This window comes from Vitreoscilla stercoraria DSM 513 (genome assembly GCF_000382305.1).
In the GTDB taxonomy this organism is placed as follows: domain Bacteria; phylum Pseudomonadota; class Gammaproteobacteria; order Burkholderiales; family Neisseriaceae; genus Vitreoscilla; species Vitreoscilla stercoraria.
Window position 1 is genome coordinate 1 of the sequence record NZ_KB908031.1, and the last position, 24276, is coordinate 24276.

Sequence of the window (24276 nt, forward strand, 5' to 3'; positions counted from 1 at the left end):
AGTGATGTAGTACATGGGTGATTAGCTCAGTTGGTAGAGCGTCTGCCTTACAAGCAGAATGTCGGCGGTTCGACTCCGTCATCACCCACCAAGAAATTAGCGGTGGTAGCTCAGTTGGTTAGAGTATCGGCCTGTCACGCCGAGGGTCGCGGGTTCGAGTCCCGTCCGCCGCGCCAGAAAATAAAAAAGCACTTACTATGATAGTAGGTGCTTTTTTATTGATATATTTTAATACCATGATAAAAGCGTCCTGTAAATTATAGGACGCTTTTATCATGGTATTGAATGCAAAGAGATTAATCCAAATTCAATGTTTTGAATTGATGTAAGGTATGCAGACGAATATTTTGATCATGAATCAATTGGGTAATAATCAGTTCATCAGGTTGATATTCTTTTCTAAAAAGATCTAATTGCATTTGTACGGTTTCAGTGGTGCCGATAAAAGAACAGGACAAACTGTGCATCACAGACAGTTTTTCCGATTCAGACCAAATGGCTTGAATGTTTTCAATAGGTTTGGGAATTTGGGTGTGTATGCCGCGACGGGTGTTTAAAAATGCTTGTTGTAAAGACGAAAAATGATATTGTGCTTCCTCATGGCTATCGGCAATGATGACATTGACTGCAAGCATCACGTAGGGTTTGGCCAAATGTTTGGATGGTTTGAAGTTTTGGCGGTATAAATATAATGCTTGCGGCAATAATTGTGGTGCAAAATGAGAGGCAAACGCATACGGTAAGCCCAAATGTGCTGCCAAATTTGCCCCATAAGTGCTAGAGCCTAAAATCCAAATAGGTATATGTGTGCCGACACCAGGAATGGCTTGTACATGAGAGTGTCCCGGATTGTCGAAGTAATTGAGCATGTCGACGACTTCATCTGCAAAATGTTCTTCTTCATGTAAATGGTGGTGACGGCGCATGGCTCGGATGGTGGTGGGGTCGCTACCGGGGGCTCGCCCTAATCCCAAATCAATACGATCGCCAAACAAGGTGTTTAAAGTGCCAAATTGTTCTGCAATGGCCAAAGGGGCGTGGTTGGGTAACATAATGCCGCCAGCGCCAATGCGAATATGTTGGGTATGGTGGCCGATGTGGCACAACAAAACAGAGGTGGCAGCAGAGGCAATGCCGGGCATATTGTGGTGTTCTGCAAACCAAATGCGTTTGTAGCCTAAGGCCTCAGCATTTTGGGCCAAAACCACGCTATTGTGAAAGCTCTCGGCAATGGATGAGCCGATACCAACTGGGCTTAAGTCTAAAACTGAAACTGGCAACATCCGCATTCCTTTATCATGATGTAATCATTGATTCAGTATAAGCGCAATGGTTGCCAGTCGTCAGTTTGCAGACAGAAAGTTTTAACGGAGTGTTGGTAATACCGCTAAAATAGGGCTTAACATGGCTTCGCCTAAACGCAAAGAGCGTTGACCATTCCAGCCAAAATCAACATCAGGTAAGTTGTGATTGTCTTTGAATGGCATTTCCAAAGTATAAGCCAAGCATTCGAAAGTATGACCGACATAAGACGTCGCCAATGTCATGTTGGCATCGCCAAATTGGTCTACTTCATAACCATATTCAGTTTGAAAGTCTGGACTTGCTGCCAACAAAGCTTTTTTGAATTCATTTTCCAAGCCTTGAATGCGGGCATTGTAAGAGGGTACGCCTTCTGTTCCCGCTACAAAGACATAAGGAATGGCTTCATCACCATGAATGTCTAAGAACAAGTCTACACCGATTTCGTGCATTTTTTCACGTACATAATACACTTCAGGGCTGGATTCGATGCTTGGATTGCCCCATTCGCGATTCAAATTGGCACCCGCGGCATTGGTGCGCAAATTGCCCAAAGCCGAACCATCTGGATTCATGTTCGGTACGATATAGAAGGTGGCACTGTCTAATAAGGTACGCGAAGTGGGGTCTTGGCTATCGAGTAAACGTGACAATAAGCCTTCAATAAACCATTCTGCCATGGTTTCACCAGGATGTTGGCGTGCGGTAATCCACACTTTCAGGTCGCTGGCTGCTTGGTTACCGATGGTCAATAAGTTGATGTCACGACCTTGCACTGTTGAGCCTAAGTCATCGATTTGACACAAACCGCTGCCTTGCGCTTGACCCAATAGATTCAAGTGTTGCTCGCTGGAATAAGGCTCAAAATACGCAAAATAAATGCTGTTAGACAAAGGTGTGTATTCAATGATTAATTGACCATTTTCATAGCGTGTTGGGACACGAAACCAATTGACACGGTCGTAAGAAGCCACAGCTTCGTATTCTTCCCAACCCTCTGGATAAGCCGCTTCTGACGCGTCTTCAATGGTTAAAATACAATGTTCATAGCCTGCGCCTTGCAAACGGAAATAAAACCATTGTTTGAATTCGGAGGCATTGTCAGGGCGCAAGCGCAAGCGAATATTTTCAAAATTATCCGCTGCCATTACGGTAATGGCACCGGCATCAAATTGGGTACTGATTTTCATGGTAAATGCTTTCGTTTTTGAAGCAATCATTGTAGCGCAAACTGTTATAAGCGTCCTGTAAAACAAAAATGCCTTTTCATATTGAAAAGGCATTGTGTCCATTTATTGATACTGTCAATTAGTTTTGATTGCCAGCATTTTTTACGGCTTCAGCAGTCGCTTTTTGGGTTTGTTTAACCGTTTCAGCAACATTGCGTTGTACTTCTTTAGCCGTATTTTGCAACGAGCTTACAGTTTGTTGTGAAGTTTGGAACGCAGCTTGAATGCGGTCAAAAAATGGTTGCGCTTGTTCAGGTGCTGCCGCTTTCAAAGCATCTAATTGGATTTTGATGCTTTCTTGGGTTGATTCCAATTGGCTTTCAGCCAATTTTTGGGTATTTTGTTGTACTTCTTCAGACCATTTGTACAAAGCTTGCAAATGCTCAGTCAATTGTGAGTTTTGTGAATTGGCCCATTGAGTGACTTCTTTGGTTTTTTCTTGTGGATTACCAGGTGTTTTGAAAAAAGATTCAGCGATTTGTGAATTTTGTTCAAAAGATTTTTTGGTATATTCTAAATTCAAACGGAACAATTCTTCCGTAGATTTTAAAGCCAAAGCAGTTGCTTCGTTCAATTTTGCCAATGCTTCCAAGCTGCTTTTGCTAAAAGTTTCATTCAAATTGTTAGACATGGTATTTCTCCCGGGTTTGTAGGTGAATTATGGTAAAAAAAGATGATTCATCGACTTCTTTTGTATTGACTCTTTCAAAACCCATCCAGTGTGTGTTTTACCGCGGTTGCCAAGTTACAAGATGGAAAGTAACATGCTGTTATCAAGGATGAGTGCTTGATGGGTGGATATTACTATGTTGCACTGCAAAATATCAATCTTAAAATCTAAGTATTTAATACAATTTATAAAATTTGCAACAAATTTCCTATTTGGTATATTTAATATGCAGATTATTTCAATAAAAAAAGGCTTTTAGGTTTTTTGTGCACTGCAAAAATATTCAAATTTGGTTTTGCAGTACCGCTAATTAGAATAAAAAATCAATAAGGAGAATGTATGTCTAAAGAAGTGCGTTTGATTAAGAAATATCCTAATCGCCGTTTGTATGATACGGCTATCAGTGGCTATATTACGGTAGCCGATGTCAAACAAATGATCATTGATTATGTAGAAATTCAAGTGGTGGATGCCAAAACGGGCGCAGACTTGACCAGACAAGTGTTATTGCAAATTTTATTGGAAGAAGAGGCAGGTGGTTCGCCTATTTTCAATAATATGATGTTGTTCCAATTTATTCGCATGTATGGACAAGCTTCTCAGTCTGTATTTGCCCCATTTATGGAGCAAAACATGAAATTGTTCCATGACTGGCAAAAAGTAGCACAAGAAACCGCGCCTGCAGGCAATGCTTCTTGGTTAAAACCTTTTTCAGGTGGCTTACAATCGAATGCAGGCTTGTTGCAATGGCAGCAATCATTACAGCAACAAACTGTGCAGTTTTGGCAAAATATGGGTGTGATGCCTAAAGAAGAAAAATCTTAAGCAAAGCTAAAAATCATTTTTTACATGCTGTCAAAGCCCATATGCGTAGGCAGCTTGTTGCTTGTGATAGCTTTGTACAGGCTTTCAGTGCATATTTGGCTTGAATGGGTTAAAATAAGACCCTTTGCTTGCAATAATCAATGACAGGCGCAAGGCCTGTCATTGATTTTATGGCTACGATAAACTTTTTAAAGACCGCGTTTTTGGACGATATGAAACACATTCGAAATTTCTCTATTATTGCCCACATCGATCACGGCAAATCGACTTTGGCTGACCGATTCATTCAATACTGTGGTGGCTTAGACATGCGCGAAATGAGTTCGCAAGTGCTTGACTCTATGGACATTGAAAAAGAGCGCGGTATTACTATTAAAGCGCAAACGGCTGCGTTGAATTACAAAGCCCGTGATGGTGAAGTTTACCAATTGAATTTGATTGACACTCCAGGACATGTGGATTTCTCTTATGAGGTGTCTCGCTCTTTGTCTGCTTGTGAAGGTGCGTTGTTGGTTGTGGATGCATCTCAAGGTGTGGAAGCGCAAACCGTTGCCAATTGCTATACCGCCATTGATTTGGGTGTGGAAGTGGTGCCTGTATTGAACAAAATTGACTTGCCAGCAGCGGAACCTGAGCGTGTGGCGCAAGAAATTGAAGAAATCATTGGCATTGATGCTATGGATGCGGTGACTTGTTCAGCCAAAAGCGGCATCGGCATTGAAGATGTATTAGAAGAAGTGGTTAAAAAAGTGCCGCCACCTGTGGGCGATGTGGATGCGCCTTTAAAAGCATTGATTGTCGATTCTTGGTTTGACAATTATGTGGGCGTGGTGATGTTGATTCGCGTGATTGATGGCTCTTTAAAACTGAAAGACAAAGTACAATTCATGTCGACCAAATCAGAAACTTTGGTTGAGCAATTGGGTGTGTTTACGCCAAAATCGGTACAGAAAAAACAATTGTCAGCAGGTGAAGTGGGCTTTTTGATTACAGGTATCAAAGAGTTACAGGCCGCTAAAGTGGGCGATACCGTCACCTTGGCAGCCCGCCCTGCTGAGAAGGCTTTAGAAGGCTTTAAAGAGGTGCAGTCGCAAGTATTTGCGGGCTTGTATCCTGTGGAAAGCCATGATTACGATGCTTTGCGTGATGCTTTGGAAAAATTGCAGTTGAACGATGCTTCATTGAAATTTGAGCCAGAAGTATCACAAGCTTTGGGTTTTGGTTTCCGTTGTGGTTTCTTGGGTTTGTTGCACTTAGAAATCATTCAAGAGCGTTTAGAACGTGAATTTGACATGGATTTGATTACCACTGCACCAACGGTAATTTACGAAGTGTTGATGAAGTCTGGCGAAAAAATTGAAGTAGAAAATCCATCTAAATTGCCAGATGTGGGTTTGATTGATACCGTGTTTGAACCAATTATTACTGCAACGATTTTAGTACCGCAAGAATATGTGGGTGCGGTGATGACTTTGTGTAATCAAAAACGTGGTATCCAAAAAAACATGCAATATATGGGCCGTCAAGTGATGTTGACGTATGATTTGCCTATGAATGAAGTGGTGATGGACTTCTTTGACAAATTGAAATCAACTTCACGCGGTTATGCTTCTTTGGATTATGAATTCAAGGAATTTCAAGCGGCAGATTTGATTAAATTGGACATCATGGTCAATGGTGAAAAAGTCGATGCTTTGAGTTTGATTGTGCACCGCGCCAATGCAGTGTATCGTGGTCGTGAGTTGGCATCAAAAATGCGTGAATTGATTCCACGCCAAATGTTTGACATTGCGGTACAAGCGTCTATTGGCAGCCAAATCATTGCACGCGAAACGGTAAAAGCTTTGCGTAAAAATGTTTTGGCCAAGTGTTACGGTGGCGACATTTCGCGTAAGAAAAAATTGTTGGAAAAACAAAAAGCTGGTAAACGTCGCATGAAACAAGTAGGCAATGTGGAAATTCCACAAACTGCGTTCTTGGCGATTTTACAGGTCGGAGATAAGTAATCGATGAGTGAACGTTTGCTCTATATGGCAGTGGCTGCATTTGTAGTCGGATTGGTATTGTTGTTAAGCAGTAATAAACAGCGTCAAGACAATGGTGAATGGTCCAATCCTTTGCAATGGGGCTATCTGTTGATGATGATTGGTGTGTTTGGCGTTTTGGCCAAATACTTGTCGTTTACAGCAGTATTGTTGGTATTTGTAGCCTTTACAGGTGTGGTTTGGGGCGTAAGCAAATGGATTTTCCGCCAAGCCAGCCAAGAATTGGCACAACAAAGGTCGTTGCCTGATGATAAGGCCACGCGCAAAGCCATACAGCAGCAAGCGTATGAAGGGAAAGTCGGTCATTTTGTTGACTATATGAGTGGCTTTTTCCCCATCATTGCGATTGTATTTGTATTAAGAACCTTTATTGCAGAACCATTTCAAATTCCATCTAGTTCGATGCGTCCTGGCTTGGTGGTGGGTGATTTTATTTTAGTCAATAAATTCACTTATGGTATTCGCATGCCTGTAAGCAATGAAGTAGTCATTCCTATGAATCCGATTGCACATGGCGATGTGGTGGTGTTTGCGTATCCTGAAAATGAAAGTGTTAGCTTTGTGAAGCGCATTGTGGCTTTACCAGGGGATACCATCGAATACCGCCATAAAAAATTGATTGTCAATGGCCAAGAAGTACCGCAAAAAGTTTTGGGTCAGGAAGAGTATATTGAAAATACACCTATGGGTGCCATCACATTGGAGCCAGAGATTTTGGATGAACAATGGGGCAGTCATCAATACCAAGTGTATCAATTGCCAGAGGCTGCACCGTTTAACCCTCAAGTGGTGCGTGAGTACATGAGAAACAACCCAGCTTGTCAATACGAAGGTTTTGAGTCGTTCACATGTAAAGTACCGCAGGGTCAATATTTTGCTATGGGCGATAACCGCGATAACAGTGATGACAGCCGTTATTGGGGTTTTGTTTCTGATCGCCATATTGTGGGTAAAGCCTTTTTTGTGTGGATGAACTTTGGTGATTTCTCACGTATTGGCACACACATTAAATGATTGTTAAAACTGTGATTCAGCAGGCTGCTTTTTAGGCAGCTTGTTGTTTTTCATGGTAAGTTTCCACCTTCACTAAGGAATGAGCATGAGCTTGTCTGTGCAACGCAATCAAGAGATTGAGCGTTTGCAAAAAAAATTGGGTTACCGTTTTAAACGAGTGGAATTGTTACATAAGGCTTTGACACATCGAAGTTATGGAGCGAAAAACAATGAACGTTTGGAGTTTATCGGTGATTCAATTTTGAATTATACGGTTGCCAAAATGTTATTTTTGACTTTTCCTGACATGACTGAAGGCGAATTGTCACGTTTGCGTGCCAATTTGGTCAATCAAGACACTTTGGCTGATATTGCCACTGAGTTGAATGTGGGCGATTGTTTGTTTTTAGGTGTGGGTGAACTGAAAAGTGGTGGTTTTCGCCGCCCCTCGATTTTAGCCGATGCTATGGAAGCCATGTTTGCTGCAGTCAGCTTTGATGCTAATTTTGATGAAGCAGAACATGTGGTGACATTGTTGTTCCAAAATCGTATCCGCAATATTGATTTGCGCAATCATGGCAAAGATGCCAAAACTTTATTACAAGAAGCTTTACAAGCACGCCGCTTGCCATTACCTAAATACCGCATTGAAGACCAATTTGGTGAAGCGCACGAGCAAACGTTTGTGATAGTGTGTGATTTGGGTGAGTTGGGGTTCCAATGTAAAGCCCAAGCTCATAGCCGTCGTTTGGCGGAACAAGCAGCTGCCAAAGAAGCTCTTAATTATGTTGAAAAAAAATGTTCCTTTAAAAGGCCATAAATGAATTTAGAATCAGAAAATACCGATTACCGTTGCGGTTTTGTTGCCATTGTAGGTCGTCCGAATGTGGGCAAATCCACGTTGATGAACCATTTGATTGGTCAAAAAATCAGTATTACCAGTAAAAAAGCCCAGACCACGCGCCATAAAGTGACGGGTATTTATACCGATGACACCGCACAATTGGTGTTTGTCGACACACCTGGCTATCAAACTTACCATCGCAATGCGTTGAACGATAGATTGAATCAAAATGTGACCGAAGCGGTACATGGCGTGGATGTAATTGTGTTTGTGATTGAAGCATTGCGCTTTACCGATGCAGACCGTACCGTGCTTGAACAATTGCCAAAACACACGCCAGTGGTGTTTGTGGTGAACAAATTGGACAAAGCCAAAGACCGTATGGTTTTGGCAGAATTCATTGCCAATGCTGAAAAAGAATATCAGTTTGCGGCAACTGAAGTGGTCAGTGCCAAACATGGTCAACGCATTGGTCAATTGATTGAATTGCTCAAACCTATGTTGCCTCATTCTGAAGCGATGTATCCAGAAGACATGGTGACAGACAAATCCAGTCGTTTCTTGGCAATGGAAATTGTGCGTGAAAAATTGTTCCGCTATTTAGGCGAAGAATTGCCGTATGCGATGAATGTGGAAGTGGAACAATTTGAAATTGATCCAGAAACAGGCATGTACAGCATTTATATTGCGGTTTTGGTCGATCGTGACAATCAAAAAGCGATTGTCATTGGCAAAAGTGGCGAGCGTTTGAAAAAGATATCTACCGAAGCACGTGTGGATATGGAAACCTTGTTTGATGCCAAAGTCTTCTTAAAAGTATGGATTAAAGTCAAATCAGGCTGGGCGGATGACATTCGCTTTTTGAATGAATTGGGCTTATAAGGTTTTTTAAGTATTGGAAAAATACAGGACGCTGGTGTTAATCAGCGTCCTGTAATTTTTGATGTAAACCAATGACTATTTAACGGCAATGGTTTTATTGCGCAAGGCTTGAATCAAACCATCAATACCTTGTTTTTGAATGACTTCACCAAATTGATTGCGGTAAATGGTGACCACGCTGGCACCTTCTACGTTGATATTGTAAATCTTCCAAGTATTACCAGATTTGTACATTTGGTAATCTACGGCATAAGATTTGTTTTTATTGTTCAAAATTTGCGTATACACACGGGCTTGAGTGGCAGTATTGTCGCTGCTATTGCGCGGTAATACGGTAATTTTGGCATTTTGTGCTGCCAGTAATGCGGTATTGGCATATACAGAAATCATCATGTCTTTGAATGCAGCGATGAAATCTTGTTTTTGTTGCGTTGTGAATTGGCGCCAAGGCTGACCCACAGACAAAGCAGCAATGCGTTGGTAATCCAAATGGCGGTCGGCATACACATTCAAGCGTTGGATTTTCTGCGGATTGTTTAAACTGTTGTCATTGATGATGGCCATAATGGCATTGGTATTTTGTTGCATTTGTAACTGTGCAGGATGGGTTAAGTTATTGGCCTGCGCCAATTGTATGCTGAAAAATACACATAAAATCATCCAACAAGATTGCCACCAAGTTTTCATTTTCAAATGCCTTTTGTCAAATAATGCTTAAATAAGAGATTCAAAGTCCGCATTAAGTTTAACAATATCTCAAATTGAATGCGGACAGATATACAGGACGCTTATTAAGTATTCATTAAAGCTTCTATGTCGCTGATTTCTTTAGGGGTGTCGTGGGTGTATATTTCGGCACCTGTGTCAGTGATGCGAATATTGTCTTCAATGCGGATGCCAATGCCATGAAACTCAGCAGGGATGTCATCTGCGGCATTGATGTACAAACCCGGCTCAATGGTGGTACACATGTTTTCGGCCAGTAAGCGGTGTTGACCATGTTCAAAACGCCCACCGACATCATGCACATCCAAACCAATCCAATGACCCAAGCCATGCATGTAAAAGCGGCGATATGCCAAGCTTTCAATATTGCCATCGACTGAGCCGTGTAACAGTTTCAAGTCAATCAAGCCTTGCACCAAAATTTTCAAAGCCACATCGTTGACATCATGCCAATAAATGCCTGCATGAGTAGCGGCAATGGCTTGTTTGTTGGCTTCTAAAACAATCTCGTAAACCGCTTTTTGCGCACCATTAAAGCGACCATTAGCAGGGAATGTTCGCGTAATATCGCCTGCGTAATATTCGTATTCAGCCCCCGCATCAATCAAAATCAAATGCCCGTCCTGTAACACATCTTTGTTTTCGACATAATGCAAAGTGCACGCATTTTTACCGCTTGCCACTATGCTATTGTATGCCGGTGAGCGGGCATTGTTTTTCATGAAATGGTATAAAATTTCCGCTTCGAGCTGGTACTCTTTCATGCCGACTTTGGCCGTTTGCATGGCAATATTGTGTGCTTGAGCGCTGAGTTTGGCGGCATGGCGCAACAAACCGATTTCATGTTCGTCTTTGATCAAGCGCATTGGGTCTAGGATTTGTGCCAAATCCGACATTTGGTGTGCTGGGGTGATGATGTCTTGGCTGATCATGCGTTGACCCGCTTGATTGCACAGTTTGCGCCATATGGCCAAAATGTCTTGGTCTGGTACGCCGTCGTGTTGCCACAAAGCATATAAGGTTTGACTGTGTTTCAAAGTGTCCTGTAAATGGTTTTGCCATTGTGTGTGCACATCAAAAGTTTCAAAACCGAAGACCTCCGCTGCATATTCAGGACCAAAACGATAGCCGACCCAAGTTTCCATTTCAAAATCTTTGGGGCGACACAGCAACATAGATTGGCGTTTGTTGCCATCTAAAATCATGACTGCTTCAGGTTCAGTGAAGCCACTTAAGTAATAAAAATAACTGTCTTGGCGATAAGGATATTCGGTGTCATTGCTGCGAGTGCGTTCAGGTGCCGCAAACAAAATGGCGACATTCCGACCAATGGCATCGTAAACCCGTTCACGGCGTGCTTGGTAAATGCTGGCATCAAAACTCATGGTTGTGGTTCTTTCATCAAACGTTGACGGTGTTGGTTTAAAATATAACCTATGGCAAGTGCGCAAAAAGCGCCTAAAATATCTGCCAATGCATCGAATACATCAGCTGAGCGGCTAGGCAATTGGCTTTGTATTAACTCACTGACGATGGCCCAAACAATGGCAATCATGCACCAAAACAATATGGGCATGGGACGATTTTGCGCGCTATATGCCCGTACAATCAACCAAAATTGACCAAAAAATAAGGAAAAATGTACGAATTTGTCAAAATGGAGAAACAAAGGCACTATGTCAAGATGAGGCGGACGCACAAACAAGCCGTAAGCGGTCAGAATGAACCATGCGATGGCAAACATCACAAAGCGATTCATGCGGGTGTTTCCTCATCCAGCCATTGTTGGCACATATGGGACAAACGTTCGAATTTGCCACCGCGTTGTTTTAAAATATCACGGCATTGTTCGATTTCGGCATAAGAAGGAGCTTGGTCGATTTCGCATTCTTCTAGGAAAAATTGCAATATTTCTGCTACGCTGCCTGCCGCTTCTTCTTGGCAAGCTTGAATCAATACATCTGACATGATAATGCCCATTCTTAAAATGGCTTATTGTAGCAGCATGAGAATGGGCATGGATATGATAGGCTTTATTTCACAGAACCCGACATCACAACTAAGTCTAAAACATAAGCATATTTGCTGCTATCAGCAGGTGGATTCTGCACTTCGTAACGTTTGACACGCAAAATGTTTTCGGTGTTGGGTCTATGGGTATAGCCTTCAATCGGGCTGTAAAACAAGGACCACTCTGGTGCGATATAAGTTTGTAAACCTTGTTGGTCATAACGCACTTCTTTGACTTGTAAACATGACATATTGCGGTTGCCATCATTACATGTCTTGGTTTGATGAGATACTTTTAAAAATAGGGTTTCACCTTGGGAGCCGTATTTGGTTTCTGCGGTAGCTTGACCTTGAAAACGCAATATTTGACCTTGTTGATTTTTCAATGTTAATACTGGACTAGAGCCATTTTGGTCAATATCATAATGTATATTCTGTTGTCCAAAAAATCCTGCTAAAGCACGGTCTTGTTCAGCACGTTTACTATCGCAGCCCATCATCGTACTGCGCAAATGGTTACTTTGGATGTTTTCACCATTGATTTGGTAAGTACCGCCCATACGATTGCAAGAACCATAGATGTTAAACAAAGATTCATTGTGAAAATCCAATTGCGCTTTAGGCGTGGTTTCACCTGCATAAAAAGCAGTCAAGGTTTGTTGCTTGGCATCGGTTGCTGTTTGCAATTGCCAATGGTATTTTTTTAATACATCGGTATTTTGGCTCATATCGGGACTCGCAGTATTGGCGCATGCAGCCAAAGATAAGGCTGTGGCAGTCAAAGCGGACAAACGAAATAAGGTTTTTTTCATACAGGTAAATCCCTCAAAAAAATAAGGACAGTTTCAATCTGTCCTTATTTAAATGCATTTGAGCTATTAAGCCAAGTGTATTGACATAATCTGACTCAATCTAACTCGATAACAGCAGAAGTGTAGACATCTTGAACATCGTCCAAGTCTTCTAAGGCATCCAATAATTTTTGCATCTTAATGGCATCGTCGCCTGTCAAGACGGCTTCGTTTTGTGCGCGCATGGTCACTTCACCGTCTACAGGGCTAAAACCTGCAGCTTCCAAAGCCGCTTTCACTGTAGCATGTTCATATGGGTCGGTAATGACTTCAATTGCACCGTCTTCGTCGGTAATCACATCTTCCGCACCAGCTTCTAAAGCCGCTTCCATCAATGCATCTTCATCCACTTCGGTGAAGACCAAATAACCTTGATGTTTAAAATTAAAAGCCACGCTGCCATCAGTGCCTAAATTGCCACCATTTTTGCTGAATGCATGACGCACATCAGCAACAGTACGGGTTTTGTTATCGGTTAAGCAGTCTACCATCACCGCCGCACCGCCAATACCGTAACCTTCGTAACGCAATTCAATGTATTCCACGCCTTCTAAGTTACCTGTACCTTTGTCGATAGCGCGTTGGATATTGTCTTTAGGCATGTTGGCATCAACGGCTTTGTCCACGGCCAAGCGCAAACGAGGATTAGAGTTAGGGTCACCACCGCCCATTCTAGCGGCAACTGTGATTTCTTTGATCACACGAGTAAAAATTTTGCCACGTTTGGCATCTTGGCGTTCTTTTTTGTGTTTGATGTTCGCCCACTTACTGTGTCCTGCCATTTTGTGTCCTTACTTGATTGTTTTGGTCGATTAATAAAAATTTAATCGCTTATTCTATCATGGCTTCTAGATGCCTTGAAACGGGCGTTGCACTTGAATGAATGAAAAATTATCTGATTTTTTGTACCGCTAGGAGCCGTGTTAATGTTGTGTAAACTAAGTTAAAAATTGGCATTTTTTGAAAAATAATCTTGTATATTTATTTTTAAGTTGATGTAATGTAAAAGATTCTTAATCGCACAAACCAACGTATTTTTATGTTAGTCTAAACATAAATAACAAGGCAGGGAGGGGTGTAATGTTTCCAGAGTTTCGTGATTTGACCATACAATTGAGAAATGAAGATCCTGATTTTTCCTTGATTTACCAGCAGCATCAGCAACTAGATGACCAAATCAAGCTATTGTGCAACGATTCCAAAGCAGCAACAGGATTGGATTTAGAGGCATTGAAAAAGCAGAAGCTGCAACTCAAAGATCAGATGTACCGCTATTTAAAGGACGCATCTACTCAATCTGCGGCAAACACACTCGGTGAATGAGTTTTGACGTTTTGACACATGACTTTGATGGAGGGATATGCTGACAAACGATGATGACAATCAATCTACACAGTTACTCACCATAAACTTGGTTTATGGCATGAATGGCGTGGCTTGGCTTGTAAAAATAGGCATACATTACATGTTATTGAAACATTCAAGGAACCAAACCTGCATTGCCAGATGAAATTTTTCAAGTGAGGCATACATCCCAAGGCTGCTAATAGCAGCCTTTTGTTCGTTTAGACGTTGTAAAAAGGTTGTATTTTTGTATATATATTGGTTGATTTAAAAATCCTTTTGTTGTCAGAAGATGAAGATGTTAAAATTTGTGCATCGCACAAATGAGGCGATTGACTGTTTGAATTGACAGCCATAACCATGAAAGGAAGACAACATGAGTGCGAATCAGGAAATGTGGCGTTTTTGGCAAACCAGCATGCAAATGGCAGTCGAAATACCTTTGGTAGTGAGTCAGCGTATGTGGTTGTTTAGTCAGCCTTGGGACAATCAAACCATGGCTGAATACCAATTGATGTTCACAGAAAAAGCCGAAGGCTTTACCGAGGCATGGCAAACTTGGGCGAATGTATCGGTGTATCAAAATCAATGGTTGCTGACACAACCTGCTACAAGTCAACATTATGAACATTTAATCAAACAATCTTTGCAATCTGTGAATCAAACTTTAAAGCCTTTGAGCCAACGTGTACATGACAACCATGCTCGCTTAGGTCTATAAATGGCATTTGTTGCCGTCTCATGCTTGAGTGGATGTAATGTTATATAGTATCATTTGAATCTCTTTCAAATGAATATCATTTATCCATGTCATCTTTGCTTTTAACCAGTTTGAATTTGCGCTTAATCTTGGCTGCCGTGATTGTGGCATTCATTTGGTCATTGTTTGTTTGGGCTGTGTAATATGCCCATTCATGTTCAAAATTTGACGGTCAGTTATCGTCACCATCCAGCCATCCATCATATTAATTTGCAATTTGAGCAAGCTCAGTCGTATGCTATTTTTGGTCCCAATGGTGCGGGTAAATCGACATTGCTTAAAGCTTTAATGGGCTTGGTGAAAACCGATACGGGTAAAGTCACATTTGAAAATCTCAAACGTGCAGACATTGCGTATTTGCCGCAACAGTCAGAAGTTGATCGCACACAGCCGATGACGGTATTTGAATTAGCGGCAATGGGATTGTGGTATGAGATTGGTTTTTTTGGTCGAGTGACAGCAGCGCAAAAACAACGCGTACAGGCCGCTTTAGAGCGTGTAAATTTGGGCGGTGTGGCACAAAAAAACATTGGCGCTTTGTCTAATGGGCAGTTTCAACGGGTATTGTTTGCGCGGATGTTGGTGCAAAAAGCTCAGTTTTTATTGCTTGATGAACCTTTTAATGCGGTGGATGCTGCCACGACTTCTGCTTTGCTGGATGTATTGCAAGAATGTTTGCAGCAAGGCAAAACTGTGATTGCGGTATTGCATGATTATGAGCAAGTGCGGGCGAATTTTGCCAATACAGTGATGATTGCGCGCGAAGTGATTGCGTGTGGTGCGACGACAGATGTGTTGACTGAAAAAAATTTACAAACAGCGTTTGCCACTTTGCAGCAGACCGGTTTAAGCAATCAATGGTGTCAAACCACGCCAACAACAGCGGTGGAAAAATAAATGTGGGATGTTTTTATTGCGCCATTTACTGAATTTCAGTTTATGCGTGCGGCTTTGGTATCGGTGTGTTTTTTGGCATTGAGCGCGGCACCTGTGGGTGTATTTTTGGTTTTGCGGCGCATGAGTTTGATGGGGGATGCGTTGAGTCATGCGGTTTTGCCCGGTGCTGCCGCAGGCTATATGGTTGCTGGCTTGAGTGTGCCTGCCATGAGTTTGGGTGGTTTTATTGCTGGCGTCTTAATGGCGATTTTAGCCGGTTTGGTCAGCCGGTTTACCACATTGAAAGAAGATGCTTCTTTTGCCGCTTTTTATTTGAGCAGCTTGGCTTTGGGCGTGTTGATGGTCAGCCGCAGTGGTAACAATGTTGATTTGTTGAATTTATTGTTTGGTTCGATTCTAGGCATTGATGCTGCCTCACTGGCTTTGATTGCAGGTGTGGCAAGCGTCACAGTCATTGCTTTGGCGGTGATGTACAGGCCGCTGGTGATGGAAAGCATCGACCCATTGTTTTTGCGCTCGGTCGGCGGCAAGGGCTCATGGTGGCACTTATTATTGATGTTGTTGGTGGTTTTGAACTTGGTTGCAGGATTTCAGGCTTTGGGCACATTGATGTCTGTGGGGTTGATGATGTTGCCTGCCATTAGTGCGCGTTTGTGGTCGCAGCGTTTGGGCGTGATTTTAAGCATCAGCGCATTGGTGGCGTTGGTGTGTGGTTATTTGGGTTTGTTGTTGTCATTTTATGTGGAAATTCCTTCCGGACCTGCCATTATTTTATTGTGTGGCATGGTGTATTTGGTGTCGGTGTTTTTGGGAACAGAGGGTGGTTTGATTGCGCAGTGGATGCGTGGTCGCCATAAAAAAGCATGAAAAAATTATGGTGTTGTGGCCTAGCGGCTTTGTTGTGGCAATCGGTGGCACAAGCGCAAGATGTGCCACAAGTCATGACCAGTTTCAGTATTTTACACAGTGTTACCGCTGATTTGGCAGGTCAAAACCATGTCAATGTGAACACTTTAATTGGTCGCAATCAAAACAGCCATGGTCATCAATTGCGTGCTTCTGATGTGCAAAATCTGCAAAACAGCCAATTGATTGTGTTCAATGGTTTGGGTTTTGAGTCGGCGGCATTGCAGCGTGCGGCTAAAAATACCCAAGTGCCGATAGTGGAAGCTGCGGCAGGGTTGGATGGTTTGTTACAGGCCGATGCAGAACATGAGCATCATGACCATGCGCATGAAACAGAAGCCGAACATGCCGCACATGCGCATGAACATCAGCATGAGTCCATTTCGGCAAACCATACGGGTTTAGACCCACATGTGTGGCTAGACCCATTGAAAATGCCAGCTTATACCCGCAATATTACCCAAGCTTTGATAAAGCAACAGCCTGAAAACAGTTTGTATTATGGTTTGCGTTGGCAGATGTACCAATTGAAATTGGCAGGCTTACATGGTGAAAATGCTTACCAATTGGCAAGTATTCCTGTGGCTAAGCGCAAAGTATTGACCAGTCATGCGGCTTTTGGTTATATGGGTCAGCGTTATCAAATTGAATTTTTTGCTCCTGTGGGCGGAGGGCATGAAGCGGAAGCTTCGGCCAAAACCTTGGTGGATTTGATTCGGCAAGTGAAAACCCAGCACATTCAAGCGGTGTTTGTGGAAAATATTGCCGATGAGCGATTGCTCAAACAATTGACCCAAGAAACGGGATTGAGCATACAAGGGACGCTGTATTCAGATGCTTTGGCAGACGATGCGCCAGATTATTTTGCTTTGTACCGCCACAATGTTAAGGTATTGCGGCAAGCTTTGCAGTCTTAAATGAACTGGTGAATGAGCGTCCTGTAACCGTTTACAGGACGCTTTTTTGTGCGCTAGCTGTTTACACTTCAAACGGTTCGTTAAGCCAATCACGTGGTTGTAAAAAATCGGTCAATTGTGCTTCAGCCGAGCCTGCTTCAGGTGTGTATTGGTATTCAAAACGCACCAATGGCGGCATAGACATTAAGATGGACTCGGTACGTCCACCACTTTGTAAGCCAAAATGTGTGCCACGGTCCCATACCAAATTGAATTCTACATAACGACCGCGACGGTACAATTGGAATTGGCGTTCACGTTCACCATATGGCGTGTCTTTGCGGCGTTCCACAATCGGAATATACGCATCGGTAAAGCCCATGCCCACAGCTTGCATGTATTTAAAGCAAGTGTGAAAATCCCATTCGTTCAAATCATCAAAGAACAAACCACCGACACCACGGGTTTCCTTGCGGTGTTTTAAATAGAAATAATCGTCACACCATTTTTTGTGTTTGGCATACACATCATCACCAAAAGCATTGCAAATGATGTTTGCCACTTCATGCCAATGCACAATATCGGCTTTGAATGGGTAAAACGGGGTTAAATCCAAACCGCCACCAAACCACCAAACGGCTTCTTGACCTTCAGGATAAGCAAAAAAACAGCGCACATTGGCGTGGCTTGTTGGTATATAGGGATTTTTAGGATGGATGACCAACGACACACCCATGGCTTCCCAAGCCACGCCTGCCAATTCAGGACGGTGAGCGGTGGCCGATGCGGGTAAGCTATCGCCTTTAACATGCGAGAAATTGACGCCTGCTTGCTCAAACACGGCCCCATCTTTTAAAACACGGGTAATGCCTGTGCCTAATTGACTTTGCCAAACATCGGTGATGAATTGGGCTTCACCGTCTGATTGTTCCAATTCCTGGCAAATGTGAGCTTGTAAGCTGTGTAAAAATTCAATGACTTGTTCCGAAGCGCTCATGGGTGGTATTCCTGATAAATGGTCAAGATGTACAAAGCCTTATGGTTTGGCTTGCCATCATTTTTTAGATAATGCTCATTATATCTAATAATATATAAACAGATACTACACAAATTCTATGATATGGTAATAATTATGCCATTTTATTACAAACCATGGTTTTGAAAAGGCAGAATAAATGGTATTCGATGTAATGAAAATGTTGAAGCTGACTCATGAAGATTTAGGATAAAAATATGGGAGAAGTTTGATGTATGCCAAAGAAGCAAAACAATTTTTAAATTTGTGTGTAGAGCAAGCGTTACAGGCCGCTTCTTGTGTCAATCAGCTCTACGAGTATTTGCCCAAACAAGCGCCTAAAGGCAAGGTTGTGGTGGTGGGTGCTGGCAAAGCAGCGGCGGCGATGGCAGCGGAATTGGAGCGAGTTTGGCCTTATGCTGATGTGGCATTGAATGGTTTGGTCATTACCCGTTATGGGCATGGTTGCGCCACGCAATGTATTGAAGTGGTCGAAGCCTCTCATCCTGTGCCCGATCATGCAGGGCAAGTGGCGGCGCAGCGTATTTTGGACAGCGTACAAAACTTACAGGCCGATGATTTGGTGATTGCTTTGATGTCAGGTGGGGCTTCGTCTTTGCTTGCTTTGCCTGTGGCGGGAATCAGCTTGGAAGACAAACGCGCTGTGAACAAAGCTTTGCTCAATAGTGGTGCGCCTATTGAGGCGATGAACGCCGTTCGCAAGCATTTGTCTGCCATTAAAGGCGGTCGTTTGGCGCAAGCGGCTTATCCTGCACAAATATTGACTTTGGCCATATCGGATGTGGTGGGCGATGATTTGAGTGTGATTGGCTCAGGTCCTACGGTGGCAGATGCCACGACATTTCAAGAAGTGCATCAAATCATAGCGCAATACAATATTGCGTTACCTGCCAATATCCAGACGTATTTAGCCCAAGCCAATGCTGATTTGGAAACGCCTAAAACATTGGAAAACAGTCAAGCCCATGTGATGATTACACCCAATCAAGTGTGTGAATCGGTGGCGATGTGGGCAAAAAATCAAAATGTGGATGTGTGGTATTTGGGCGATCAAATCAGTGGCGAGTCCAAAGAGGTGGCATTGGTGATGGCGGGTATTGCCAAACACATACAAGCGAGTAAAGCAGCAAATTCTAAACCTGTATTGTTGTTGTCAGGTGGAGAAACCACTGTAACGGTGAAAAATCCACATGGCAAAGGTGGGCGCAATACAGTATTTTTGTTGGCTTTGCTGTTGGCTTTGAAAGGACAAAAAGGCATTCATGCGTTGGCGATTGATACCGATGGCATTGATGGCAGCGAAGACAATGCTGGTGCATGGATGGACGAGGCCAGTTATCAAGCGGCACAAGCAGCTGGGCTTGATGGTGTGGCATTATTGGCGCAAGATTGTGCGTATGATTTTTTTCAACAACTAGACCAATTAATCATCACCACACCGACACGTACCAATGTCAATGACTTTCGCGCGATTTTAATCACTTGATTGGGATAACAGACATGATGACGATAACCCCCATTCCCGCTTTTAATGACAATTATATTTGGCTCATGCAAGCAAACGAACAAGCTGTGTGCGTCGACCCTGGCGAAGCTGCACCTGTGTTGGCGTATTTGCAACAACATCGCTTGTCATTGCACAGTATTTTGATTACCCATCACCATAGAGACCACATAGGTGGCGTGGCAGATTTACAAGAGGCATTTCCCGATGCCATCATTTATGGTCCTGAGGATATTGCTTGTGTGACACAGGCAATGCAAGAAGGTGATGTGTTAGATGTTTTGGGTGAGCCTGTTGTGGTTTGGGAAGTTCCGGGACATACGCATAACCATATCGCTTATTTGTTGACCATCCACGGAACCGCTGCACCACATGTATTTTGTGGCGATACTTTATTTAGCGCAGGATGTGGACGGGTATTTTGTGGCACGATAGAGCAATTGCAACACAGTTTGGCACGTTTTCAGAGCTTGCCTGATGCCACTTTGTTTTATCCTGCTCACGAATACACTGCCAGCAATTTGCGTTTTGCCTTGAGCGTTGAGCCTGATAATCAAGCTGCTATTGCCGCTTTAGCAGTGGCAACCGACACGCCTACTTTACCTGTGACTTTGGCGCATGAAAAAGCCATCAATCCATTTTTGCGCTTAGACAGCGAGCAAATTCAACAACAAGTAGCGCTACAAGGCATGAGTATGATTAATGATGCGGCTGTATTTGCGTCATTGCGCCAATTGAAAAATCAATTTTAGTAGATGTAATGGTGGTATGAAAAGCGTCCTGTAACGTTTACAGGACGCTTTTGTTGGTGTAGAAGTGGTCAAATTGGTTTTTAAATTATGCTTAAAGTAACATAATGCATTTAGAAGTCATTTCATATTCATCCATTGAAATATCCACTGATGGATTCTGATGAATTGAAAAAGCCACTGTTTATCAGTGGCTTGACACATAAAATATCAGTTTAAACTGAAAAGGATTTAGTTCGCAGCGTCAGCAGTTTCTAAAGCTTGTACAAAAGTCGCCAATTTTTCCGCCACAATTGCTTGAATTTCCTCATTCACAATTACGCCTTCTTGGAAATTGTTTTGGAAGCTTGGCAAAGAATAGCTTGCTACCACTTCACCTTTGGCAAAACCAAAATATTTCAAGCCCACTTCCATGACATTACCACCGCCAAAACCGCCTGGAGAAGTTGACAATACCAACATTTTTTTGCCTTCTAAGAACGTCATATTGATGCGTGATACCCAATCCAAAATATTTTTGAATGCAGTATTAAAGTTCAAATTGTGTTCGGCCAAAGAAATAATAATGCCATCAGCGGCGTTGATTTCATCTAAGAAAGCTTGTGCTTGAGCTGGAAAGCCGTCTGCTTGGCGCTCTACGCTGTAAATCGGCATTTCAAAATCATTCAAGTCTAAAATACGAACTTGATGGTTTTCTATTTCACCTGCGACAAATGTTGCCAATTTTTGATTGATGGATTGCTTACTATTGCTTGCACCGAATGCCACGATGTTCATGTTTTTTCCTTATGCGGATGTGGGATATTAAAATGAAGTTGGCATTATAAGGAATGGTTCGCCGTCCTGAAAATAGTTAATTTGGCAACAATCATTAATTGAAAAGAAATCATATGGTATTTTAGATGCAAGACAAAAGCATATTGCTTGAATTTAAAAGAGATATTGCTCAAAATGATGAGGCGCAGATGGTCAATCAAAAGGAGCCAGCAATGGTAGGAAAATATTGGGGTTTGATGGTGTGTTTGAGCTTTACATCGCTGTATGTGCAAGGTCAAAGTGTGACAGTGCAACAATTACTCAGTCAAAAGGGGATGTCTTGCGATGTGGATAATAGCCATTTATTGCATTTGACGATGGGTGCTGTGGCATATGATGAGGGGTTTACATACCAGTTTATGCCGAGCAAGCAAACTTTGAAAGTCAAAGGGGTAAATTACACAGGCATACAAGCGGCGGAAGTTTTGAAAAGTGTCAATGGGCAACAATTGGCTTTGGGTGTGAATGTGGAGCGGTTTGGTTTGTATGTTAATCGAGTGGCTTTGAACGTGGTGTCGTCGCCTTATGAGAGTGTTGGTTATTATTGGGTGGCAGAAGGCAGTCCTGCGAAAAACCGTGCGGCTTTGAATGCCTTGTTTGGTCAGGGCAGTTGGCAAGACTATGTGAGTACAACGGGCGCTGGCAATACCCGAGTATCTTGTACCATTGCGGGATAAACGGCCAAAAAAAAGCTGCCAATAGGCAGATAGTGTTCTGTGGTGGAGGGAGAAGGATTCGAACCTTCGAAGCTTTCGCAAGAGATTTACAGTCTCCCCCCTTTGGCCGCTCGGGAATCCCTCCACATCAGAAGTCGAATAATATAGTAAGCCTGATTGGGTGTCAAATCCAATCAGGCTAATTTTTGAATATTTTTCATATATTATTGATTTAAAAATAAAACCATTTTCAAATAAAATGTTCGATTAAACTATTTTGAATGGATCATGGTTGGTCAACGTGGTTTTGCCAGTCGAAAATAGGGATGTGGTCTTGCGTTAGAATAGGTTAAGCAGGGTAAACTGCCTCAAAACACCGCCTAGAGCCATTTATTTGGAATGATTTTGGCTGCGATAAGCACAATAGCGGTGCTACAATGGCTCAAAACTTTACAGGACGCTCAATCAATGAACATTTTATTCATTGCCGATGACATGGCAACATTCAAAGTTTACAAAGACACCACCTATGTGATGATGCGCGAAGCGGCTCAACGCGGTCATCAATTGTTTCATTGTTACAGTGAAGACTTGTTCATTGCCGATGGCTTGGTCAAAGCACGGGTGCGTGGGTTTGAGTTTTTAGGCGCCACTCATGACAACGATCATGCGTGGGTTGATTATCAAGACCCACAAATATTGGCTTTGAATGAGTTGAATGCAGTTATCATGCGCACAGATCCGCCATTTAATATGCAATATTTGTATGCCACACAATTGTTAACCATGGCAGCGGAGCAAGGTGCAAGCGTCCTGAACAGTGGACAGGCGATGCGTGATTTCAACGAAAAATTGGCGATTTTGAATTTTTCTGAATTTACAGCGCCGACTTTGGTGACGACATCGAGTGCGCAAGTACGTGAATTTTTAGCCGAACATGGCGACATCATTGTCAAACCATTGGACGGCATGGGCGGTATGGGCATTTTCCGCATTCGGCCAGACGATGCCAATATTGGCGCGATTTTGGAAACTTTGTTATTGGGCGACAAACGCACCATCATGGCGCAGCGTTACATTCCTGAAATTGTGCAAGGCGACAAACGTGTGTTGGTCATCAATGGCAAACCGTTGCCATATGCTTTGGCACGTATTCCACAAAATGGTGAAACGCGTGGCAATTTGGCAGCAGGCGGAAAAGGTGTGGCGCAAGAGATGAGTGCGCGTGACATGGAAATTGCTGAAGCTTTGGCACCAGAATTGATGCGCCGCGGCATTGTGTTGGCGGGTTTGGATATTATTGGTGATTATTTGACCGAAGTGAATGTCACCAGTCCGACAGGTTTCCAAGAAATCATGAAGCAAAAAGGCTTGGATGTGGCGGCATTGTTCATTGATGCGGTTGAGGCACATGCAAAATGAATGATGACAAGCGTCCTGTAAGTTATGCAGAACAGATCAAAGGCACAACAGGCTTAAAACGCATTATCAATGCTTGTGGTTATTCTAAAGATGGCTTACAGGCCGCTTGTGAAGAGCAAGGCTTTCGGCAATTGTTGTGGTTGAATGCGGCATTGGTAATCGGTTTGTTGATTTTGAACTTTGGTTTGAATACCAAGCTGATTTTATTGGGTGCGTCATTTTTGACTTTGATTGTCGAGTTGTTCAATACCGCCATTGAAGCGGCGGTAGACCACACCTCGCTGGACAAGCATCCATTGGCAAAACGAGCGAAAGACACGGGCTCAGCGGCACAGACTTTGGCTTTGTTGTTGTTGGCATGTGTTTGGACAATGGCTTTGTGGCGCGATTATGTGTCATTTTGGTTTTAATGAGAGAGAATAAATGTTGAAAAAATGGATGGCGGCAGCCGTTTTGGTGGCAATCAGTGCCAGTGCACAAGCTCAAGTGGTGGCAGATGCCGCTTGGTCACGGATGACAGCAGCAACAGCGCCTACGGGCGTGGTATTTATGCAATTACACAATACGGGTAAAGAAGCGGATGCGTTGGTGTCTGCGACCACACCGGTGGCGAAAAAAGTGGAGTTACACAATCATATCCATGACAATGGTGTGATGCGCATGCGCCAAGTGGCTCAAATTGAGGTGGCAGCAGAGGGTCATGTGACTTTACAACCGGGTGGCTTGCATGTGATGTTGATGGGTTTGAAACAACCGTTGAAATTGCAACAAACGTTTCCGTTGGTGTTGAAATATGCATCAGGTCGCAGCCAAACGGTGACAGTGACGGTGAACAACGGCGAAGGCATGGTGTCGACGCATCAAAAAAATGGTGCCCATTCTCAGAATGAGCACCACAATCACCATTGATAAT

Annotated in this window: 27 protein-coding genes and 3 tRNA genes; 18 read left to right on the plus strand and 12 right to left on the minus strand. The window is 42.9% G+C overall.

Translation table 11 applies throughout. From position 1 onward, the window contains the following. Positions 1 to 15 precede the first annotated feature (15 nt). Both H150_RS0110375 and H150_RS0110380 read left to right on the plus strand, forming a co-directional pair. Positions 16 to 91: transfer RNA gene (locus H150_RS0110375), tRNA-Val, on the plus strand. 8 nt (positions 92 to 99) lie between these two features. Further along, positions 100 to 176, plus strand: a tRNA-Asp gene (locus H150_RS0110380). A gap of 120 nt (positions 177 to 296) precedes the next feature. On the opposite strand, the gene H150_RS0110385 is transcribed toward H150_RS0110380, so the two are convergent. The 3 genes from H150_RS0110385 to H150_RS0110395 form a co-directional block, all read right to left on the minus strand. Beyond that, positions 297 to 1283: an LLM class flavin-dependent oxidoreductase gene (locus H150_RS0110385; RefSeq protein WP_019958998.1), complete on the minus strand. Its 987-nt coding sequence runs from the start codon at positions 1281 to 1283 to the stop codon at positions 297 to 299. 81 nt (positions 1284 to 1364) lie between these two features. Then, positions 1365 to 2492 carry a M14 family metallopeptidase gene (locus H150_RS0110390; RefSeq protein ID WP_026353646.1) on the minus strand — a complete coding sequence of 376 codons (1128 nt, stop codon included), beginning with the start codon at positions 2490 to 2492 and terminating at the stop codon, positions 1365 to 1367. Between the two features lie 118 nt (positions 2493 to 2610). Continuing rightward, a complete protein-coding gene (locus tag H150_RS0110395) occupies positions 2611 to 3162 on the minus strand; it encodes a phasin family protein (protein ID WP_019959000.1) in 552 nt (183 codons plus the stop codon). Between the two features lie 378 nt (positions 3163 to 3540). On the opposite strand from H150_RS0110395, the gene phaR reads away from it, so the two are divergent. The 5 genes from phaR (at position 3541) to era (ending at position 8790) form a co-directional block, all read left to right on the plus strand. Further along, a complete protein-coding gene (phaR, locus tag H150_RS0110400; RefSeq protein ID WP_019959001.1) occupies positions 3541 to 4026 on the plus strand; it encodes a polyhydroxyalkanoate synthesis repressor PhaR in 486 nt (161 codons plus the stop codon). Positions 4027 to 4238: 212 nt separating this feature from the next. Then, the gene (gene lepA / locus H150_RS0110405) at positions 4239 to 6032 is read left to right on the plus strand and encodes a translation elongation factor 4 (protein ID WP_019959002.1); all 1794 of its coding nucleotides are present in this window, start codon (positions 4239 to 4241) and stop codon (positions 6030 to 6032) included. Between the two features lie 3 nt (positions 6033 to 6035). Then, positions 6036 to 7085: a signal peptidase I gene (gene lepB, locus H150_RS0110410; RefSeq protein ID WP_026353647.1), complete on the plus strand. Its 1050-nt coding sequence runs from the start codon at positions 6036 to 6038 to the stop codon at positions 7083 to 7085. An 85-nt stretch (positions 7086 to 7170) separates the two neighbouring features. After that, positions 7171 to 7884 carry a ribonuclease III gene (gene rnc, locus H150_RS0110415; RefSeq protein WP_019959004.1) on the plus strand — a complete coding sequence of 238 codons (714 nt, stop codon included), beginning with the start codon at positions 7171 to 7173 and terminating at the stop codon, positions 7882 to 7884. Continuing rightward, complete coding sequence (era, locus tag H150_RS0110420) at positions 7885 to 8790, plus strand: GTPase Era (RefSeq protein ID WP_019959005.1); 906 nt, start codon at positions 7885 to 7887, stop codon at positions 8788 to 8790. It abuts the gene before it with no gap. 75 nt (positions 8791 to 8865) lie between these two features. On the opposite strand, the gene H150_RS0110425 is transcribed toward era, so the two are convergent. The 6 genes from H150_RS0110425 to H150_RS0110450 all read right to left on the minus strand — a co-directional run bounded on the left by H150_RS0110425 (position 8866) and on the right by H150_RS0110450 (position 13159). Continuing rightward, positions 8866 to 9477: an MlaC/ttg2D family ABC transporter substrate-binding protein gene (locus H150_RS0110425; protein WP_019959006.1), complete on the minus strand. Its 612-nt coding sequence runs from the start codon at positions 9475 to 9477 to the stop codon at positions 8866 to 8868. A 104-nt stretch (positions 9478 to 9581) separates the two neighbouring features. Further along, positions 9582 to 10901 (minus strand): aminopeptidase P N-terminal domain-containing protein, encoded by a 1320-nt coding sequence (locus tag H150_RS0110430; RefSeq protein WP_019959007.1) that lies wholly within the window; start codon positions 10899 to 10901, stop codon positions 9582 to 9584. Continuing rightward, positions 10898 to 11275, minus strand: a complete 378-nt coding sequence (locus H150_RS14275; RefSeq protein ID WP_019959008.1) for a VanZ family protein — start codon at positions 11273 to 11275, stop codon at positions 10898 to 10900. The genes H150_RS0110430 and H150_RS14275 overlap by 4 nt, the downstream gene beginning before the upstream one ends. After that, complete coding sequence (locus tag H150_RS0110440) at positions 11272 to 11484, minus strand: hypothetical protein (RefSeq protein WP_026353648.1); 213 nt, start codon at positions 11482 to 11484, stop codon at positions 11272 to 11274. The genes H150_RS14275 and H150_RS0110440 overlap by 4 nt, the downstream gene beginning before the upstream one ends. A gap of 65 nt (positions 11485 to 11549) precedes the next feature. Further along, positions 11550 to 12338, minus strand: a complete 789-nt coding sequence (locus H150_RS14280; protein WP_019959010.1) for a DUF4377 domain-containing protein — start codon at positions 12336 to 12338, stop codon at positions 11550 to 11552. Between the two features lie 95 nt (positions 12339 to 12433). Further along, complete coding sequence (locus tag H150_RS0110450; RefSeq protein WP_019959011.1) at positions 12434 to 13159, minus strand: YebC/PmpR family DNA-binding transcriptional regulator; 726 nt, start codon at positions 13157 to 13159, stop codon at positions 12434 to 12436. Positions 13160 to 13457: 298 nt separating this feature from the next. Between H150_RS0110450 and H150_RS0110455 the strand changes: the two genes are divergently transcribed. The 5 genes from H150_RS0110455 to H150_RS0110480 all read left to right on the plus strand — a co-directional run bounded on the left by H150_RS0110455 (position 13458) and on the right by H150_RS0110480 (position 17201). Then, positions 13458 to 13700: an HP1242/YdcH family protein gene (locus tag H150_RS0110455; protein WP_019959012.1), complete on the plus strand. Its 243-nt coding sequence runs from the start codon at positions 13458 to 13460 to the stop codon at positions 13698 to 13700. A 397-nt stretch (positions 13701 to 14097) separates the two neighbouring features. Then, the gene (locus tag H150_RS0110460; RefSeq protein WP_019959013.1) at positions 14098 to 14442 is read left to right on the plus strand and encodes a hypothetical protein; all 345 of its coding nucleotides are present in this window, start codon (positions 14098 to 14100) and stop codon (positions 14440 to 14442) included. 183 nt (positions 14443 to 14625) lie between these two features. Continuing rightward, positions 14626 to 15378: a metal ABC transporter ATP-binding protein gene (locus H150_RS0110470; RefSeq protein WP_019959015.1), complete on the plus strand. Its 753-nt coding sequence runs from the start codon at positions 14626 to 14628 to the stop codon at positions 15376 to 15378. Beyond that, positions 15379 to 16245, plus strand: a complete 867-nt coding sequence (locus H150_RS0110475; protein ID WP_019959016.1) for a metal ABC transporter permease — start codon at positions 15379 to 15381, stop codon at positions 16243 to 16245. Beyond that, complete coding sequence (locus H150_RS0110480) at positions 16242 to 17201, plus strand: metal ABC transporter solute-binding protein, Zn/Mn family (RefSeq protein ID WP_019959017.1); 960 nt, start codon at positions 16242 to 16244, stop codon at positions 17199 to 17201. Before H150_RS0110475 ends, H150_RS0110480 begins: the two co-directional genes overlap by 4 nt. A gap of 61 nt (positions 17202 to 17262) precedes the next feature. Here H150_RS0110480 and hemF read toward each other — a convergent pair whose 3' ends face one another. Continuing rightward, the gene (hemF, locus tag H150_RS0110485) at positions 17263 to 18177 is read right to left on the minus strand and encodes an oxygen-dependent coproporphyrinogen oxidase (RefSeq protein WP_019959018.1); all 915 of its coding nucleotides are present in this window, start codon (positions 18175 to 18177) and stop codon (positions 17263 to 17265) included. A gap of 250 nt (positions 18178 to 18427) precedes the next feature. Between hemF and H150_RS0110490 the strand changes: the two genes are divergently transcribed. Both H150_RS0110490 and gloB read left to right on the plus strand, forming a co-directional pair. Continuing rightward, positions 18428 to 19702 carry a glycerate kinase type-2 family protein gene (locus H150_RS0110490; protein ID WP_019959019.1) on the plus strand — a complete coding sequence of 425 codons (1275 nt, stop codon included), beginning with the start codon at positions 18428 to 18430 and terminating at the stop codon, positions 19700 to 19702. Positions 19703 to 19719: 17 nt separating this feature from the next. After that, positions 19720 to 20472 (plus strand): hydroxyacylglutathione hydrolase, encoded by a 753-nt coding sequence (gloB, locus tag H150_RS0110495; RefSeq protein ID WP_026353650.1) that lies wholly within the window; start codon positions 19720 to 19722, stop codon positions 20470 to 20472. 228 nt (positions 20473 to 20700) lie between these two features. On the opposite strand, the gene H150_RS0110500 is transcribed toward gloB, so the two are convergent. Continuing rightward, positions 20701 to 21246, minus strand: a complete 546-nt coding sequence (locus H150_RS0110500) for an NADPH-dependent FMN reductase (protein ID WP_019959021.1) — start codon at positions 21244 to 21246, stop codon at positions 20701 to 20703. Positions 21247 to 21458: 212 nt separating this feature from the next. Here H150_RS0110500 and H150_RS0110505 point away from each other — a divergent pair, with 212 nt between their 5' ends. Further along, a complete protein-coding gene (locus H150_RS0110505) occupies positions 21459 to 21962 on the plus strand; it encodes a hypothetical protein (RefSeq protein ID WP_155970549.1) in 504 nt (167 codons plus the stop codon). Positions 21963 to 22002: 40 nt separating this feature from the next. Here the strand turns inward: H150_RS0110505 and H150_RS0110510 are convergent. Continuing rightward, positions 22003 to 22086, minus strand: a tRNA-Tyr gene (locus H150_RS0110510). Positions 22087 to 22409: 323 nt separating this feature from the next. On the opposite strand from H150_RS0110510, the gene gshB reads away from it, so the two are divergent. The 3 genes from gshB to H150_RS0110525 are packed head-to-tail and all read left to right on the plus strand — an operon-like array spanning position 22410 to position 24272. Then, positions 22410 to 23363, plus strand: a complete 954-nt coding sequence (gshB, locus tag H150_RS0110515) for a glutathione synthase (RefSeq protein WP_019959023.1) — start codon at positions 22410 to 22412, stop codon at positions 23361 to 23363. Next, a complete protein-coding gene (locus H150_RS0110520) occupies positions 23360 to 23773 on the plus strand; it encodes a diacylglycerol kinase (protein WP_019959024.1) in 414 nt (137 codons plus the stop codon). Before gshB ends, H150_RS0110520 begins: the two co-directional genes overlap by 4 nt. 13 nt (positions 23774 to 23786) lie before the next feature. Further along, positions 23787 to 24272, plus strand: coding sequence for a copper chaperone PCu(A)C (locus H150_RS0110525; protein WP_019959025.1), 486 nt, complete (start codon positions 23787 to 23789; stop codon positions 24270 to 24272). The last annotated feature ends 4 nt before the right edge of the window (positions 24273 to 24276 follow it).